Raw genomic sequence first — 16138 nt, forward strand, 5'->3', positions numbered from 1 at the left:
AATCTCAAAAGTAATGGAAGAAGGGATGTATGTGGGAGCTTTCTTTAGCTATGTATTATTAGGACTCTCGTTGGCGGCACCAATTGGTCCAATAAATGCAGCGCAGCTTGATAAAGGAATCAAAAATGGTTTTTTACATGCTTGGTTCTTAGGGATAGGAGCAACCTCGGTTGACGCTCTTTATATGCTTGTAGTTTATTTTGGATCCGTTCATTTTTTAAGCAGCGATTTTATGAAAACGTTTCTTTTTTCGTTTGGATGCTTCGTATTAATTTATACCGGTATTGAAGGGTTAATGAGCGCAGGGAAAATTACACAGCATCGGAACGCAAAAGGAGATTCTGTAGTAAAGTGTTTTTTTTCAGGTTTTTTAATTTCATTAACAAACCCGCTTACTATTCTTTTTTGGCTCGGTATTTATGGCTCTGTTTTAGCCAAAACAGCTAATACATACGAAACAGAACAGCTCATTTTATACAGCTGTGCTATTTTTACAGGGATTTTATGCTGGGATATTGCGATGGCAGCATTAGCAAGCACTTTTCGAAGGTACTTAGCAGCGACATTTTTGACTGCAGTTTCTGTTATATCCGGCCTTTCTCTAATAGGATTTGGTATATATTTCGGCTGGCAAGCTGTACAGCAATTGATTATTTAAGAGGGGAAAAAGCAGAACTGAATTTAAAGAGTTTTCTATCTGTTGAAAAATAGTAGAAAGCTGCCTCTTTTTACGCATAAATTTTTCAAACTATCACACACTACATCGAGGCGTAAGGAGTGATAGTATGAAAAAGAAAATAGGCTGCGGAAGTCAGGTTGAAGGGAAATTAAAATGGTGGCAGCTGTCTTTAATCGGAGTAGGGTGCATCATCGGTACAGGCTATTTTTTAGGATCAAGTATTGCAATAAAAGCCACGGGTCCCTCTGTATTAATTGCTTTTTTACTAGCAGCAGTATGTACATTTATTGTATTTGACGCTCTTGCTAAAATGAGTGCTCAAGATCCTCAAAAAGGTTCGTTTCGCTCCTATGCTAAAAAGGCTTATGGAAGATGGGCAGGATTTAGCAGCGGATGGGTATACTGGAGTTCAGAGATGTTGATCATGGGGAGTCAGCTCACGGCTTTATCTCTTTTTACACGTTTTTGGTTTGACGGTATTCCGCTGTGGGTATTTGCCTCTATTTATGCTGTTTTAGGCATTGCTGTTGTATTAATCGGAACAAAAGGCTTTGAACGAATGGAAAATGTATTTGCTGTCACAAAAGTGGCTGCCATTTTAATGTTTATTGTATTAGCTAGTCTCGCTTTATTTGGATTTCTAGACGAAGGTGCCAAACAAGGGATGCCACGAACGATGAGTGAAGTATTTCCCCACGGGTTTTTAGGTTTATGGGGGGCTTTGCTTTATGCTTTTTATGCTTTTGGAGGCATCGAAGTCATGGGGATCATGACGGTTCGTTTAGAAAACAAAGAAGACGCGCCGAAAGCGGGAAGAAGTATGCTTATTCTCCTTGGAGTTATTTATATTGTTTCACTGAGTTTAGCTATTTTAATTGTCCCATTTCATGATTTTCATGGAAATCAAAGCCCTTTTATAACGGCTTTGGAAACATATCATCTTCCATTTTTTCCTCATGTGTTTAATGGAGCAATGATTGTTGCTGGTTTCTCAACGATGTCAGCGTCTTTTTTTTCTGTAACGACAATGATTGTCACTCTTTCAGAAGATGGAGATGCCCCGGCATTGTTTTCAAAACAAAAAAAGAAAAAGCTGCAGTTTCCTTTACCGGCTTTACTTTTAACAACAGCAGGATTAGTTGTTTCTATTGTTCTTTCCTTGCTATTGCCTGGGAAAATTTATGAGTACATTACAACAGCAGCGGGACTGATGCTGATTTATAACTGGTTCTTTATTTTAATTTCTTTTCATCGCTTAATCAAACAAACCGTTTGGGATAAAGTAAAACAAGCTGTTGGCCTCTTATTAATCCTGCTAGCAGTAAGCGGTACGCTGTTAGAATCTGCAAGCAGGCCGGGCTTTTTTGCAAGCTTAGGCTTTCTAATTGTTATAAGCCTTGTTATTTTAAAACTGCGCCATAAGTGGAAAGAAGAAGAAGCCGCTAGCTAACATATATTTAATCTTTATGAGGGACACTATGCACGTTGTACAATTACAAAAATAAAAGGTGGTTATGATTATGCCAAAAAACAAGCAGACTCCTTCTTCACAAGTAGATCAAAAACAAGTAGTAGATGACAAAGCAAAAGCGCTACGAGAAAATAATTATGAAGATGGTCATATTCGCAAGATAACTCAAAGCGGAGCAGACGGCCAATAACAAAAAAAGACGCGTTCGCGTCTTTTTTTGTTGAAGTGTATCATCCTTACCAACGATGAGCTTTTGCATTACTTCGCAAGATGATGTTCGTTTGAGACATCTCTGTATGTCCATTTACTTGGGACTTTGAACGCTTCGGTCTCGTCCAGTTGTGGCGGAATAGTTCTGAATGCTGATCTACTTGATTTTTATCATTCATCATAATCACCTCAAGGATAGGATACTTTCACAAGATATTTACGGTGAAATATCTCTCTTATAGAATGGGATAAAAAAGAAGAAATACACCTAACACTTTTAACCATACATATAAAGGGAGTGCCTATTCATAAACTATAAAGGGCAACTTCTAACTTTGGGTTAAGCTTCGGATTTATAAAGTAAAACTGCCTTAGTGGGGACTAAGGCAGTTTTTTAGTGGAGTAATCAAACTTCAATAATGACAGGAAGGATCATAGGTCTTCTTTTGGTTTGGTTATATAAAAATTGGCCAAGCGTTGTCTTGATTTCTTTTTTCATAATGCTCCATTGGTGAACATGAGCTTTTTGTAATTGATTTACAATTTTAGTCACTTGTCGGTTAACATCTTTTAATAACTGCTCTGAATCTCTGGTATAAACAAAGCCTCGTGAAATGGTATCTGGGCCAGACACAATTTTCCCTTCCGCTTTATTCAGAGTAATAACAATAACCAGCATACCATCTTCTGAAAGCTGTTTGCGGTCACGTAAAATCGCGTTGCCGACATCTCCAATGCCAAACCCATCTACATATACATTACCTGCAGGGATTTTTCTTGTTTGAACAGCTGCTCCGCCCTTGATATCAACAATATCACCGTTATTTATAATAAAAATGTTCTCTTTTTCCACCCCGACGGATTCTGCTAATAAGCTGTGGTGATGGAGCATTCGAAACTCACCGTGAATAGGGATAAAATACTTTGGCTTCATCAATGTAGCCATTAATTTTAGCTCTTCTTGATAGCCATGTCCTGATACGTGCATACCTGTTGCGCTTCCTGAACCGTAAATCACATGAGCCCCGAGTGTGAAAAGGCTGTCGACAATACGAGAGATATTACGTTCATTGCCAGGAATAGGCCCTGCTGATAAAATGACCGTGTCTTCAGGAAGAATCTCTACTTGTCGGTGATTTCCGCTGGCTAATCTAGATAGAGCGGCCATCGGCTCGCCTTGGCTTCCAGTGCAGAGAATAGCGACTTGTTCAGGTGCAAGTGAATGTACTTCATAAGGTTCAATTAGCATCCCTTCAGGAATGGTTAAATACCCTTTCTCTAACGCAACTGATACAACGTTAACCATGCTTCTTCCTAGCAGCGCAAGTTTTCTGTTCGTTTTAATCGCTGCATCTACAATTTGCTGTACGCGGTTAACATTCGAGGCGAAAGTAGAAATAATCACTTTTCTCTTTGCTTTACGAAAAGCTTCTTCTACATGTTTGCCAACTAACTTTTCTGAAGGCGTAAATCCAGGGCGTTCAGCATTTGTACTTTCGGATATTAAAGCCAGTACACCTTCACTGCCGATTTTCGCCATTTTATGAAGATCTGGATATTGGTCGTTAACAGGAGTTAAATCAAACTTAAAATCCCCGGTATGCACAACAGCTCCTTCAGGCGTATGAAAGACAATGCCAAGACAATCTGGAATGCTGTGATTCGTTTTAAAAAAAGAAAGTGGAATATTGCCTAATATAATTTCTGACTCTTCGTTGATTTCAATAAGCTCCGTCTCTGCAGATAATTGATGTTCCTGGAGTTTAATGTCAATTAATCCAAGGGTAAGGCTTGTTGCATAAATGGGAAGGTTCAACTGTTTTAAAAGATAAGGAATACCTCCAATATGATCTTCATGACCATGCGTAACAACCAGTGCTCGAACTTTTTCTCGATTCTCTTGCAGGTATGTAATATCAGGTATAATCAAATCAATTCCTAATAAACTTTCGTCAGGGAATTTAGAGCCGCAGTCAATTACAATGATGTCATCATCATATTGAACGGCATACATGTTTTTTCCTATTTCATTAATGCCGCCTAAAGCAAAAATGGATAGTGTGTTTCTATTTGTACTCACACTTATTTCCTCCTATATTTTCAAAATCAATATGCAGAATTTCTACTCTTAGTATGAACATTTATTTCTGGTGCATTCTGTTAAATATGGAGATTTTATTTTTATTTAATAAGAGGGATGCAAGTAAAAAGAAAAGAAGGTCATTTTCCTGATACTACCTCTTATTTTCTTTTTATAACTCCATAAAATATAGACGTTACACATGGAGGTGGATGGAATGAGTAAACAAAATAAAAGCAAAAACCAAGGAGTCAGCAGCAGTGCAGCTGCTGTCGATAATGTGAATAAAAGTATTTTATCAAACGATATTCATACAGATGAGCTTCAAAAAGCAAAAGTAAGCCGTCATAACAAATAAAAGAATGACAACCAAAAGAGCAGCTTTGAGCTGCTCTTGATAAAATAGAGATAGGGAAGTGAAAAAACGTGTCAGAAAACAAAAGTTCTCAATATAAAGAAGAAAATAAGTCAACGCCTAGTCGTCCTCTTGAATATAAAGAACGCACAAATCAATCACAGAGTACACGTCAAATGCTGCGCAGCATTCTCGAATATTCGAGTCGATATCGTTAATAAAATTCTACATATAAAACTGTAAGGATAAGCGGGCAATATAAAAGTTGAAGCACCGCTTTAATACAAAAAAGCAAGCAGCTATGCTTGCTTTTTTGTATGTATAGCCTTATACATATTGAAAAAAAAACATACATACGGTATTTTAGATAAACGTATGTATAATGGTAAACCTGTACATGTATTTTTTGAGAAAAGAAGTGGGGGATTTTATGAATTTACATGATTTTGTTCATGGAGTAGATCCAACAATAAAGCTAGTTATTGAAGATGAGTTTCCTGGAACGCGGTGTGTAGGTGGAAAGTACGTTCCTAGCACACATTCTATTTTTTTATATGAAAAAGATATTAACATACAGTGTCAGCACTTATTTGGTTCAAATGAGTGTTTAGAATCTTATCAATGGATTATTTTAGCTCACGAATTAGGTCATGCGCTAGATGAAGACCTTTTATCTTTGAGTGCAAAGTTTGATCAAACAGACGATATAGGTCTTTTGTATCGAATTGAATGTAATGCTTGGGAGATAGGAGAGAAATTGATTCCTTTTATTAATTCAGAACTATTCTCATTCATAAAAGATCAATCGTTAGCCCATTACCATAAAGAGATGGAGAAGATTAGTTAGAAGAAAAAAAGTTCCTGTGACTTGTACTATAAGGAACTTTTCTTCTTCGAGTTGTTTATTACTTCAAATACTAGTTAATTATTACGCTGGCTGCTGGATCTGCCGCCTTTTTTTCCAATTTCCTCGTAAAATTCTTTACCTTGATTTTTGGAAGTAGCTTCTCCGCCTTTTTCACCAATTTCTTGGTAAAACTCTTTGTCATGATTTTTGGAAGTAGCTTTTCCGCCTTTTCTTCCTGCTTCTTCACGACTCATTTTTTCATTCTTTTTATTAGTTGCCATCTTGCATCCCTCCTAATAAATTTGAATTCATAGTCTGTCTTCCCGGTCAAAAAAGGATTAAACTGGTTATTTTATATTTTTTCTAAAAATTAGATTTTTCTCAAAATTATCAGACCACGAAGCCCTGTATAGCAGTATTTATTAAGTTGAAATTAATCTTAAAAAATTTTATATGAAATATGATATGGTTAAGAGAAATAAGAAAAAGGAGCTTAGAAACATGTCAAAATATGTAGAAATGGATACCGCTTCGCTGCGACGGAAAATACAAGAATACAAAGAATTAATTTGGAGAGTAGGGCCAGGAAGTGAAAGAACTATAGAAGCTGTTCAAGAGATTCAAGGAATGGAAAAAGAGTTAAAAGCACGCAATGCAGAATTTGAAGCTACGGATTGGAAAACTTTTACTCAGGAAATAAAAGAAAACTACGACTTTACTTATTAAATAAGACACATTCATAATAATGTGATGAGGATAAATGTCTCCAAGTAGAAGGCTGTCTGTTTTCTACTTGGAAACGATAGAAGTAGTATGAAGACGATTAAGAAAAATGATCCAGTATGAGTGAAGCAAGTAATCCAAGTGCAGCAATCAATCCTGTAATAGACCCTCCCTCTTCATAGGCCTCTGGCATCATTGTAGAACCTACCATAGCAATAATACCACCGCCGGCAAAAGCAGCAATAGCAGCCATAAATGTCTCAGATGCATGGTCTAAAAAAACAAATCCTGTCCATGAACTAAAAGCTGAAATGAACAAAACAGCTGCCCATAGTAAAAAAATTTTCTTTTTAGAGAATCCGCTTTTCACTAGACCGGTCGTACTGGACAGTCCTTCAGGAATATTACTTATAAAAATAGCGATAACAAGAAGCCAGCTAACGGTTGCATTTTCAATTAAGCTAGCTCCAATCATAATGGACTCTGGGATTGCATCCATTACGGTTCCTATAAATATAGCAATTCCAGAACTACTCGCAGCCATTTGTTTGGTAGACCGCTTTCTTTTATTCGCTCCTTGACGTGAAATTAGATAGTCTAAAAAAGTAAAAACAACAGCCCCGGCAAGAAAACCAAGAGAAGTAGCTTTTAACCCGCCGTTATGAACCGAGTCTCCAAGCAGCTCATAGGTAGATGCTCCGATTAATACACCTGTCCCAAAAGCCATAATATAACCAATTATCTTTTTGCCGATAGGCAAAAAAACTGCTGCCAAAGCACCAAGAAGGACAGCTGATCCTGAAATTCCGCCCCACATCGCAGCTTGCCACATGAAAAATCCCTCCTCATCTCTATTTTCTATGGATACTTTCCCTAAGAAGAGAAAGAAGAAACGTAAAAGGAGAAGAAAGGATTTTTTTCGATTAAGTAGTGGTTTCATTTCGTTCGACTTAAAAAATAGAGTGTTCTAGCACCCTGAGTCTATATTTATTTTAAATATTCATAAAATTTAAATTATACTGAAATAAAAAAATATTTCACTAAGATGATTGATTTAATAAAGGTAAAAGGTTTTGTTAAGTGTTTTTCTGAAAAAAACAATTGTATTTCTGAGGGAAATTTATTATTATAAAATAAGTAATTATACAGTCGAATAGCTAAAAATAGAAAAAATAGTTTAGTTGTAAAGGTACTAGATAAAAATGGAAGGTTTTAAAAACGATAGCTGTTCCATCAGACACAAAAAGTATCTTTCCTAACAGAGCTATAACAAGTTTAGGAGGAGGAAATGGAATGGCAGACAAACAGCTAAAAAGAGGCTTAGAATCCCGTCACATTCAAATGATCGCGCTAGGCGGAACAATTGGCGTTGGATTATTTATGGGATCAGCAAGCACCATCCAATGGACAGGTCCATCGGTATTGCTTGCTTACGCAATCTGCGGAATGTTTATTTTCTTTATTATGCGTGCCATGGGCGAAATGCTGTACATGGAACCAAGCACAGGTTCATTCGCTACATTTGGCCACAAATATATTCATCCATTAGCAGGTTATATGGCTGCGTGGAGCAACTGGTTTCAATTTGTAATCGTAGGGATGTCTGAAATTATAGCGGTAGGAGCATATATGCATTACTGGTTCCCACATCTACCTGCTTGGGTACCAGGTATTATTGCCATGTTGATTTTAGGCACAGCCAACTTAGTTTCAGTGAAATCATTTGGAGAGTTTGAATTTTGGTTTGCGATGATTAAGATTGTAACGATTATTTTGATGATTATTGCAGGGCTCGGGTTGATTTTCTTCGGATTTGGAAACGGGGGAGACGCTATTGGATTATCAAACCTTTGGGCACACGGCGGCTTCTTTGCAGGCGGATGGTCAGGTTTTTTCTTTGCACTATCTCTTGTTGTTGCAGCTTATCAAGGAGTCGAGCTAATTGGTATTACAGCTGGTGAAGCAAAGGACCCTAAAAAAACGTTAAGAAACGCAATTCAAAGCATCATCTGGCGCATTTTAATTTTTTATATTGGAGCTATTTTCGTTATCGTGACGGTATATCCGTGGAATGAATTAGATTCTTTAGGGAGTCCATTTGTATCTACATTTGCTAAAGTTGGTGTTACGGCAGCTGCAGGTATCATTAACTTTGTTGTTATTACAGCAGCTATGTCAGGCTGTAACAGTGGAATTTTTAGTGCAGGACGCATGCTTTATACGCTTGGCGTAAACGGTCAAGCACCTAAATTCTTCACAAAAATTTCTCGTAACGGCGTTCCAATTTATAGCACACTCGCTGTTATGATTGGATTGGTAATTGGTGTTGTTTTAAACTACATCGCTCCCCCGAATGTATTTGTTTATGTATACAGTGCGAGCGTGCTTCCGGGAATGATTCCTTGGTTCATCATTCTTATCAGCCAAATTCGTTTCCGTAAAGCTAAAGGTGCTGAAATGGATAGTCATCCTTTCAAAATGCCTTTTGCACCTGTAACGAATTATGTAACTATTGCCTTTCTACTAATGGTGCTTGTAGGCATGTGGTTTAATGATGAAACGCGTATTTCACTTATCGTAGGAATTATTTTCCTTGCTCTTGTTGTCATTAGTTTTTACGCATTTGGAATAAATAAGCGTATGATACCTGATACAGAGAACGGTCAAATAAAGAAATAAATATGCTTTTTCATAAGTGAAAGGCAAAACAAAAAACGGCTGAGAAAAGCCGTTTTTTTGTTTTGTTTAAATGAAAGATACAAGAAAAATGTCATTGTGTGCTGATAGTTTGGATAAACTATATTCGTTCATATAACGTAAAGGAGCGAATGTTATGAGAAGCCACAGATATATTATCAAAGATTCACTAAAAGCTGATGAAGTTGCCAAGGATTTGGAACTGCAGCTGGATATAAACCGAATGTCGGATGTCAGAATTTTTTCGGTAAATGCACAAAACGAAATACTCGTTCAAATGCAGGAGGAGAACGAGGAAGCAGGAGATGTTATTGATGTATTTATGAAAGAGTATAAAACAGGAGAAATTATTGAATAGCATGTAATTGAGAAGAATATTGAGTGGTTTTGTTGAATAAATAAAAAGAAAACACCTTTATTTTTTATTGAAAAAGAAACGGACGTAAGAAAACTTCTTGTTTATCAAGAAGTTTCTTTTGTATCTGAACAGTAGTTTGTATACGTAGGGGAGAGGTGATGAAGGTGAAAAAAAATGGTGAAGGCCACGTCCTTTTTATTATTCTCGGAGGTCTGTTTATTTTAATAGGCACACTCTTTGCAAATACTTCCGTTTATTTTCTCATCTCCGGATGGATAGCAGCCGTCTGTTGTTTAGGAATCAGCGCTGTACTAAAGAAAGAAAAAACAAAATCAGTCAGTAAAGAGGAGGAAGAATAATAATTTTTATATAAAAATGGAAAGTAAATATATGAAAAGGAAGAATGGATATCCATTCTTCCTTAAGTCATGGTGTGTATGAAATTGTCTTAGAAACGTCCGCCGCCAAGTTGTTGCTCAGCTAATTGTACAAGACGTTTTGTGATTTCGCCGCCTACTGATCCGTTTGCACGTGCAGTAGTGTCAGCTCCTAAATTTACTCCGAACTCGCTAGCGATTTCATATTTCATTTGATCGATTGCTTGTTCAGCCCCGTATACTAATAATTCATTATTATTGCTGCTTTTGTTGTTCGCCATTGTATTCAACTCCTTTCTGTAACGTTAAGGTGTGAATAAAGGAAGAAGAATATGCAATAAACTGATATTTATTTTATAAAAAACGTATTTTTACGTTGTTTGTCCTTCTAGAAGCTTAACGGGAAGGCAGATTTCACGAGGTATATTGCTGAATTCTCCTTCAATTTCTTTTATTAAAATATCAATGGCTGTTTGAGCAATCGATTCAATGGGCTGTTGAACTGTAGTTAGACCAGGTAACAAAGTCTGACTGGCCTCCGTTCCGTCATAGCCCACAATTTTTAAATCTCTTGGGATGTTTTTTCCTCTTTTTTGTGCTTCTGCAACTACTAAAGCTGCAAGTAAGTCATCACTTGCAAAAATACCATCTACTTCCGGATTTTCTTCAAAAACCTTAGAAATAGTTTCTCTCTGGATGTTGCGGTCGAAGGTATTTGAAATTTCATACGTGATAGGCTGTTTTCCGTACTTTTTCATCACGTTTTCATAAGCTTTCCTTCTTAAGTTAGCTGGAGTTTCGAGTTTAAGGGGGCCGTTAATATGAATAATATGCTTACAATCTTTTGAAATGAGCAATTCCGTGGCTTGTTTTCCTCCAGAATAGTTATCAGAAGATACGGTAGGAATATCTGTTGATAAATAATGATCCACTGCAACTACAGGGAGACTTTGACTTTCTGAATCAAAAATACCTCTATTATAAGTAACGGCAATCACACCATCTACCTGATTTCTGATGAGCATCTCTACATATTTTTTTTCTTTATCAATTCGATTAAGACTGTTGCAAAGAAGTACTTTGTAGTTAAGAGAAGCACATATACTTTCAATGTGAAAGGCTAACTCTCCGAAAAAAGGGTTGCTCGTTTGCGGGACAATCATACCGATTAAATTTGTTCGTTTATTAAATAATGAACGTGCAATATCATTTGGGAAATAATTAATTTCTTTCATTGCTTTATAAACATTTTCTCGCGTTTCTTTGCTTATGTAACCACGGTTATTTAATACACGAGAAACGGTAGTCGGTGAAACACCTGCAATTTTTGCTACATCACTAATCTTGGCTTTCATCTAATTTCCTCCTAATTTCTCCAAAACATTGCTTTTATAGTATATATCAGACATGTAAAAGCCTTAAAATAAATTGCAATTAAGCAAATAGCTTTCAGTCGTTACGTTTTCTTTTGACCAATAAAAATCTATGTAAAGATTGTAAACGGTTTATTAAACAATTTAAACATACCACAAAGCCCACTTTTACACCTAATACAATCTTTTTTTAAAATATAAAATGTGAAACCGGTTGACATGTGAAACCGGTTGACATAAAATCAAATTGAAAGTGCTTTCATTTTGTTAGATAAAAGATTTTATATCTTAAGCTAAAGGGGTAACTAAAATGAAAAGTTCAAAAAGTTTATATTGGAAGCTGAGTGCATATTTTTTCTTCTTCTTTTTTACGTGGTCGTCCAGCTACTCTTTATTTTCTATCTGGTTAGGGCAAGAGATTAAGTTGAACGGATCAGCAACAGGCTTAATCTTTTCTGTGAACGCTATCTTTGCTTTGTGTATGCAGCCTTTGTACGGATATATATCTGACAGGATAGGTTTAAAGAAACACGTTTTATTTTTTATTAGCTGTCTTTTAGTGTTTGTAGGACCATTTTATATTTTTGTTTATGGACCTTTGCTTCAATACAATGTGTTGATAGGGGCTATTATTGGAGGCTTATATTTAGGAGTAGCGTTTTTGGCGGGCATCGGAGCGATTGAAACATACATAGAGAAAGTCAGCCGAAAATATAAATTTGAGTACGGAAAATCTAGAATGTGGGGGTCATTAGGCTGGGCTGCAGCTACGTTTTTTGCAGGACAATTATTTAATATTAATCCTCACATTAATTTTTGGGTGGCATCTGTTTCAGCGGTTATCCTAGTGGCTATTATTTTTTCTGTAAAAGTAGAAATGAGCAGTTATGAAATGGAAAAAGCTGAATCCGTCACGCTAAGAGATGTAGGTAGTTTATTTTTATTGAAGGAATTTTGGTTTTTTATGATTTATGTTGTTGGTGTTACATGCGTATATGGGGTATACGATCAGCAATTTCCTATCTATTATGCATCTTTGTTTCCTACTGAATCGATAGGTAACCAAGTATTTGGCTACTTAAATTCGTTTCAAGTATTTTTAGAAGCTGGAATGATGTTCGCAGCACCGTTTATTGTAAATAAGATCGGTGCAAAAAATAGTTTAATTTTAGCAGGATTTCTAATGGGATTTCGTATTATTGGGTCAGGGCTTGTTGTTGGTCCAATCGGAATATCTTCAATGAAACTCATTCATGCATTAGAACTTCCTATTATGCTCATTGCCATCTTTAAATATTTGGCAGCTAACTTTGACACGCGCCTATCTTCCATCCTTTATTTGGTTGGATTCCAATTTGCTTCGCAAATAGGTGCTTCAGTTCTTTCACCCATAGCGGGAGGATTATATGATAGCGTAGGTTTTTCCCGTACCTATTTAATTATGGGAGGTATGGTTTTGGTATTTAACGTTATTTCGATGTTTACACTACTAAACTCTAAAAAACATAGATTTATAAGAAAAGATGTACAAGAAAACACGCAGATTATATAGGGGGATATGATGATGTTAACGATAAATAAAATCGAGCAAGCTCAACATTCATTAAATGAAGCAGAGAAAAAGGTGAATCATCAATATCGGTTAGGGTATCATATTATGGCGCCAGCGAACTGGATTAATGATCCGAATGGGTTGGTTCAGTATAAAGGAGAATATCATGTTTTTTATCAACATCATCCTTATGACGAAAATTGGGGGCCAATGCATTGGGGACATGTCAAAAGCAAAGATCTTGTTCATTGGCAGCACTTGCCGATTGCTTTAGCTCCTGGAGATTCATTTGATAAAGATGGATGTTTTTCTGGAAGTGCCGTGGATAACGAAGGAGAGCTTACGTTAATTTATACAGGACATAATTATATAGACAAAGAGCTGGATACTTTTTTTCAAAACCAAAATATAGCTGTTAGTAAAGACGGCATTACCTTTGAAAAAGCAGAGGCCAACCCAGTTATTGCTGAGCCGCCAGCAGATAGCTCTCATCATTTTAGAGATCCTAAAGTATGGAAGCACGAAGGTTTCTGGTATATGATTCTAGGAAACTCAACAAAGAAACAAGAGGGCCGTGTTATCTTATACCGGTCTTCAAATTTACAAAAATGGGAATATGTTGGTGTTCTTGCTAAAAGCGATGGAGATCTAGGATACATGTGGGAGTGTCCAGACTTCTTTGAGTTAGACGGAAAGCATGTGTTAATGATTTCTCCTCAAGGGATAGAAGCAAAAGGTGATTCCTATCACAACCTTTTCCAAACGGGATATTTAGTTGGAGAATATAATTATGGAACCAATACATTTCATCATGGGTCATTTACTGAATTAGATTACGGCCACGATTTTTATGCTGTTCAAACACTTTTAGATGATAAAGGACGGCGAATTGCAATTGGCTGGATGGACATGTGGGAAGCTAATATGCCAACGAAAGAGGATGGATGGTGCGGTGCGCTAACGCTCCCGAGAGAACTAACTTTAAGAGAGGATAAAGTGTTAATGAACCCCGTCCAAGAGCTTACATCACTTCGGAAAACTCAGTATAATATGCTAACCAATAAAGCTCTTTCTAACAGCTATGTAGTAGAAGTAAATGAAGACTTGCTAGAGATACAAGCTGTATTTGATTTAGCGGACTGCCAAGCTTCATCGGTAGGAATAAAAATTCGTGGAATAAACAACGAAGAAACGCTTATGTGTTACAACCTTAATGAGCAAAAGTTATTGCTTGACTGTACTCACTCGGGAAAAGAAGATGGAGTGAGGAAAGTAGCGCTACAAGCAGGTGAGACACTAGCTTTACGAATATTTGTGGACCGTTCTTCCGTTGAAGTATTTGCAAACGAAGGACAAGCGACCATGACGAGCCGTATTTATCCAAAAGAAAGCAGGCTTGGAATTGAGTTATTTACTGAAGGAGGAAACGTAATCGTAAAAGAGTTAACGTATTGGAATTTAAAAGATATTTGGGGGTAAAATACAGAGGAAGAAGTATATTAATACTTCTTCCTTTTTTGAGCATTTAATAGCTCGTCAACAAAGTGGAGGTATATAAATGGACAAGGCACTTTAGATTAAAAGTACGGGCAAATACGATATAATAGTAAAAGAGATAATGAATGAAAGAGCAACTGTCCTGCTCTAAGATGCCCAGAAGAAAGCAGGATAGAGCAAGGCTACTGCGCTTATAAAACAACGATCAGTAAAGAAAGAATTATGTTTTAAGACACAAAAAGAAAAGGAGATACGATGACTAATCAAAAAGAAACAGGATGGAATTTACGTAATAGCTATGCGGAGTTACCAAACATCTTTTTTACCCCTCTTGATCCTAATCCAGTGAGTTCACCTAAAATAGTTAAATTTAACGACTCTTTAGCCGCATCTCTAGGGTTACAAAAAGAACAGCTGCAAAGCCCAGAAGGAGTTAGTATTTTGGCTGGAAACAGTTTTCCAAAAGGTGCTTTCCCGCTTGCACAAGCTTATGGGGGGCATCAATTTGGCCACTTTAACATGCTAGGAGACGGCCGGGCTTTGCTGATAGGGGAGCAAGTTACGCCTTCGGGTAAGAAAGTAGACATTCAGCTTAAAGGCTCAGGCCGAACTCCATATTCCCGCGGAGGAGACGGCCGGGCAGCTCTAGGACCTATGCTGCGTGAGTATATTATTAGTGAAGCCATGCATGCTCTTGGTATTCCGACTACTCGGAGCCTAGCAGTCGTAACAACAGGTGAATCCATTGTTCGTGAAAAAGAACTGCCGGGGGCGATTTTGACGCGTGTAGCTTCCAGTCACCTTCGTTTTGGCACATTTCAGTTCGCTGCAAAATGGGGAACGGTCGAAAACCTTCAAGCTTTAGCTGACTATGCATTAGAACGTCACTTTCCCCACATAGAAAAGAATGAAAAAAAATATTTATCATTGCTTCAAGAAGTGATTAAGCGTCACGCTACCCTAGTTGCTAAATGGCAGCTTATTGGTTTTATTCATGGCGTCATGAATACGGATAATATGACAATTAGTGGAGAAACAATTGATTATGGGCCATGTGCATTTATGGATACCTATGATCCAGAAACTGTATTTAGTTCAATTGATGTACAAGGGCGCTACGCTTATCAAAATCAACCAGGCATTACAGGGTGGAATCTTGCGAGATTTGCCGAGGCTTTATTACCGCTATTGGATCAAGATATAGAAAAAGCAGTTGAAATAGCGCAAAGCGCTGTGACGGAATTCCCAAAATTCTATCGGGAAAACTGGCTGACAGGTATGCAGGCTAAACTTGGTCTTTTTAACGAAGAAAAAGAAGATGAAGCATTATTCCAAGACCTTCTTACAATAATGAAAACCTATAAAGCTGACTACACAAATACGTTTCGTGCATTAACCGCTGAAAAGTTAGAAAACAGTGATCTGTTTGAAAGCAAAGAATTTGCACAGTGGCATGAGCTATGGCAGAAAAGATTAGGTAGACAAAAACAATCTAAAGCGGAGTCACAAGAGCTTATGAAAAATAATAATCCGGCTGTCATTCCTCGAAATCACCGAGTGGAAGAAGCGTTAGACGCAGCACAAAAAAAAGACTACAGCGTCATGGAAACCCTTCTTGAAGTGATTTCTAGCCCATATGAATCTCCGGGTCAGCCAGAGTATTGTACACCGTCTGCTCCGTCTAAGCAGCCTTATCAAACGTACTGCGGAACTTGATTCTTAAATAAGAACTGCTATTTAAAAACAGCACAAATGATATCAAAAAGAGCTCTTTATAAAGAGCTCTTTTTGATTTTCTGAAAAATGTATTATTGATTCATTAAAATGATAGCGATTTCTCGTGAAAAGCTACATAAAATTTAACAGGATAAAAGAATCAAATTGAAAAGCAATTATCTAATTCTTTTATCCCTCATTAT

The 16138-nt window shown here is 37.0% G+C and carries 18 protein-coding genes and 1 pseudogene; 13 read left to right on the forward strand and 6 right to left on the reverse strand.

Features of this window, described 5'->3' with window-relative positions; translation table 11 throughout:
* Positions 1 to 31 precede the first annotated feature (31 nt).
* The 3 genes from AC0C45_RS11320 (at position 32) to AC0C45_RS11330 (ending at position 2340) form a co-directional block, all read left to right on the forward strand.
* Positions 32 to 658 carry a LysE family transporter gene (locus AC0C45_RS11320; RefSeq protein ID WP_080743096.1) on the forward strand — a complete coding sequence of 209 codons (627 nt, stop codon included), beginning with the start codon at positions 32 to 34 and terminating at the stop codon, positions 656 to 658.
* Positions 659 to 785: 127 nt separating this feature from the next.
* A complete protein-coding gene (locus tag AC0C45_RS11325) occupies positions 786 to 2129 on the forward strand; it encodes an amino acid permease (RefSeq protein ID WP_047930868.1) in 1344 nt (447 codons plus the stop codon).
* A 70-nt stretch (positions 2130 to 2199) separates the two neighbouring features.
* Positions 2200 to 2340, forward strand: coding sequence for a hypothetical protein (locus tag AC0C45_RS11330; protein WP_013082476.1), 141 nt, complete (start codon positions 2200 to 2202; stop codon positions 2338 to 2340).
* 46 nt (positions 2341 to 2386) lie between these two features.
* On the opposite strand, the gene AC0C45_RS11335 is transcribed toward AC0C45_RS11330, so the two are convergent.
* Together AC0C45_RS11335 and AC0C45_RS11340 are read right to left on the reverse strand one after the other, a co-directional pair.
* Positions 2387 to 2539: a YpzG family protein gene (locus AC0C45_RS11335; RefSeq protein WP_013056278.1), complete on the reverse strand. Its 153-nt coding sequence runs from the start codon at positions 2537 to 2539 to the stop codon at positions 2387 to 2389.
* 227 nt (positions 2540 to 2766) lie between these two features.
* Positions 2767 to 4440, reverse strand: a complete 1674-nt coding sequence (locus AC0C45_RS11340) for a ribonuclease J (RefSeq protein WP_171777484.1) — start codon at positions 4438 to 4440, stop codon at positions 2767 to 2769.
* A 217-nt stretch (positions 4441 to 4657) separates the two neighbouring features.
* On the opposite strand from AC0C45_RS11340, the gene AC0C45_RS11345 reads away from it, so the two are divergent.
* The 3 genes from AC0C45_RS11345 to AC0C45_RS11355 all read left to right on the forward strand — a co-directional run bounded on the left by AC0C45_RS11345 (position 4658) and on the right by AC0C45_RS11355 (position 5642).
* Entirely contained in the window at positions 4658 to 4798 is a 141-nt protein-coding gene (locus AC0C45_RS11345) for a hypothetical protein (RefSeq protein ID WP_013082478.1), read from the forward strand.
* 68 nt (positions 4799 to 4866) lie between these two features.
* Positions 4867 to 5013, forward strand: a complete 147-nt coding sequence (locus AC0C45_RS11350; protein WP_155276310.1) for a hypothetical protein — start codon at positions 4867 to 4869, stop codon at positions 5011 to 5013.
* A gap of 212 nt (positions 5014 to 5225) precedes the next feature.
* Positions 5226 to 5642: a hypothetical protein gene (locus tag AC0C45_RS11355; protein WP_013082479.1), complete on the forward strand. Its 417-nt coding sequence runs from the start codon at positions 5226 to 5228 to the stop codon at positions 5640 to 5642.
* Positions 5643 to 5719: 77 nt separating this feature from the next.
* Here the strand turns inward: AC0C45_RS11355 and AC0C45_RS11360 are convergent.
* Positions 5720 to 5923: pseudogene (locus tag AC0C45_RS11360) on the reverse strand (KGG domain-containing protein); the annotation flags it as partial.
* Between the two features lie 220 nt (positions 5924 to 6143).
* On the opposite strand from AC0C45_RS11360, the gene AC0C45_RS11365 reads away from it, so the two are divergent.
* Complete coding sequence (locus tag AC0C45_RS11365) at positions 6144 to 6368, forward strand: hypothetical protein (RefSeq protein WP_016763593.1); 225 nt, start codon at positions 6144 to 6146, stop codon at positions 6366 to 6368.
* Between the two features lie 97 nt (positions 6369 to 6465).
* Here the strand turns inward: AC0C45_RS11365 and AC0C45_RS11370 are convergent, their stop codons facing one another.
* Positions 6466 to 7197, reverse strand: coding sequence for a ZIP family metal transporter (locus AC0C45_RS11370; RefSeq protein WP_047930865.1), 732 nt, complete (start codon positions 7195 to 7197; stop codon positions 6466 to 6468).
* 461 nt (positions 7198 to 7658) lie between these two features.
* Between AC0C45_RS11370 and AC0C45_RS11375 the strand changes: the two genes are divergently transcribed.
* The 3 genes from AC0C45_RS11375 (at position 7659) to AC0C45_RS11385 (ending at position 9779) form a co-directional block, all read left to right on the forward strand.
* Positions 7659 to 9044 carry an amino acid permease gene (locus tag AC0C45_RS11375; RefSeq protein ID WP_047930864.1) on the forward strand — a complete coding sequence of 462 codons (1386 nt, stop codon included), beginning with the start codon at positions 7659 to 7661 and terminating at the stop codon, positions 9042 to 9044.
* Between the two features lie 154 nt (positions 9045 to 9198).
* Positions 9199 to 9420 (forward strand): hypothetical protein, encoded by a 222-nt coding sequence (locus AC0C45_RS11380; protein WP_472928145.1) that lies wholly within the window; start codon positions 9199 to 9201, stop codon positions 9418 to 9420.
* 158 nt (positions 9421 to 9578) lie between these two features.
* Positions 9579 to 9779 carry a hypothetical protein gene (locus AC0C45_RS11385; RefSeq protein WP_016763597.1) on the forward strand — a complete coding sequence of 67 codons (201 nt, stop codon included), beginning with the start codon at positions 9579 to 9581 and terminating at the stop codon, positions 9777 to 9779.
* A gap of 89 nt (positions 9780 to 9868) precedes the next feature.
* On the opposite strand, the gene AC0C45_RS11390 is transcribed toward AC0C45_RS11385, so the two are convergent.
* Complete coding sequence (locus AC0C45_RS11390) at positions 9869 to 10078, reverse strand: alpha/beta-type small acid-soluble spore protein (protein WP_013058452.1); 210 nt, start codon at positions 10076 to 10078, stop codon at positions 9869 to 9871.
* A gap of 90 nt (positions 10079 to 10168) precedes the next feature.
* The gene (locus tag AC0C45_RS11395) at positions 10169 to 11152 is read right to left on the reverse strand and encodes a LacI family DNA-binding transcriptional regulator (RefSeq protein WP_237893749.1); all 984 of its coding nucleotides are present in this window, start codon (positions 11150 to 11152) and stop codon (positions 10169 to 10171) included.
* A 328-nt stretch (positions 11153 to 11480) separates the two neighbouring features.
* Between AC0C45_RS11395 and AC0C45_RS11400 the strand changes: the two genes are divergently transcribed.
* The 3 genes from AC0C45_RS11400 (at position 11481) to AC0C45_RS11410 (ending at position 15935) form a co-directional block, all read left to right on the forward strand.
* Positions 11481 to 12722 carry an MFS transporter gene (locus tag AC0C45_RS11400; RefSeq protein ID WP_043979132.1) on the forward strand — a complete coding sequence of 414 codons (1242 nt, stop codon included), beginning with the start codon at positions 11481 to 11483 and terminating at the stop codon, positions 12720 to 12722.
* Positions 12723 to 12743: 21 nt separating this feature from the next.
* Complete coding sequence (locus tag AC0C45_RS11405; RefSeq protein ID WP_034655246.1) at positions 12744 to 14201, forward strand: glycoside hydrolase family 32 protein; 1458 nt, start codon at positions 12744 to 12746, stop codon at positions 14199 to 14201.
* A 273-nt stretch (positions 14202 to 14474) separates the two neighbouring features.
* On the forward strand, positions 14475 to 15935 hold the full coding sequence (locus AC0C45_RS11410; RefSeq protein WP_237893750.1) for a protein adenylyltransferase SelO: 1461 nt from the start codon (positions 14475 to 14477) through the stop codon (positions 15933 to 15935).
* Positions 15936 to 16138: the final 203 nt, after the last annotated feature.

The sequence above is a fragment of the Priestia sp. VA7 genome (assembly GCF_055710015.1).

Excerpts from the sequence above, each read along its gene's own strand:
- AC0C45_RS11325 (WP_047930868.1), top strand. The coding sequence starts at position 786 with ATGAAAAAGAAAATAGGCTGCGGAAGTCAGGTTGAAGGGAAATTAAAA.
- AC0C45_RS11330 (WP_013082476.1), top strand. The coding sequence starts at position 2,200 with ATGCCAAAAAACAAGCAGACTCCTTCTTCACAAGTAGATCAAAAACAA.
- AC0C45_RS11335 (WP_013056278.1), bottom strand. The coding sequence starts at position 2,539 with ATGAATGATAAAAATCAAGTAGATCAGCATTCAGAACTATTCCGCCAC.
- AC0C45_RS11345 (WP_013082478.1), top strand. The coding sequence starts at position 4,658 with ATGAGTAAACAAAATAAAAGCAAAAACCAAGGAGTCAGCAGCAGTGCA.
- AC0C45_RS11355 (WP_013082479.1), top strand. The coding sequence starts at position 5,226 with ATGAATTTACATGATTTTGTTCATGGAGTAGATCCAACAATAAAGCTA.
- AC0C45_RS11365 (WP_016763593.1), top strand. The coding sequence starts at position 6,144 with ATGTCAAAATATGTAGAAATGGATACCGCTTCGCTGCGACGGAAAATA.
- AC0C45_RS11370 (WP_047930865.1), bottom strand. The coding sequence starts at position 7,197 with ATGTGGCAAGCTGCGATGTGGGGCGGAATTTCAGGATCAGCTGTCCTT.
- AC0C45_RS11375 (WP_047930864.1), top strand. The coding sequence starts at position 7,659 with ATGGCAGACAAACAGCTAAAAAGAGGCTTAGAATCCCGTCACATTCAA.
- AC0C45_RS11380 (WP_472928145.1), top strand. The coding sequence starts at position 9,199 with ATGAGAAGCCACAGATATATTATCAAAGATTCACTAAAAGCTGATGAA.
- AC0C45_RS11385 (WP_016763597.1), top strand. The coding sequence starts at position 9,579 with ATGAAGGTGAAAAAAAATGGTGAAGGCCACGTCCTTTTTATTATTCTC.
- AC0C45_RS11390 (WP_013058452.1), bottom strand. The coding sequence starts at position 10,078 with ATGGCGAACAACAAAAGCAGCAATAATAATGAATTATTAGTATACGGG.
- AC0C45_RS11395 (WP_237893749.1), bottom strand. The coding sequence starts at position 11,152 with ATGAAAGCCAAGATTAGTGATGTAGCAAAAATTGCAGGTGTTTCACCG.
- AC0C45_RS11400 (WP_043979132.1), top strand. The coding sequence starts at position 11,481 with ATGAAAAGTTCAAAAAGTTTATATTGGAAGCTGAGTGCATATTTTTTC.
- AC0C45_RS11410 (WP_237893750.1), top strand. The coding sequence starts at position 14,475 with ATGACTAATCAAAAAGAAACAGGATGGAATTTACGTAATAGCTATGCG.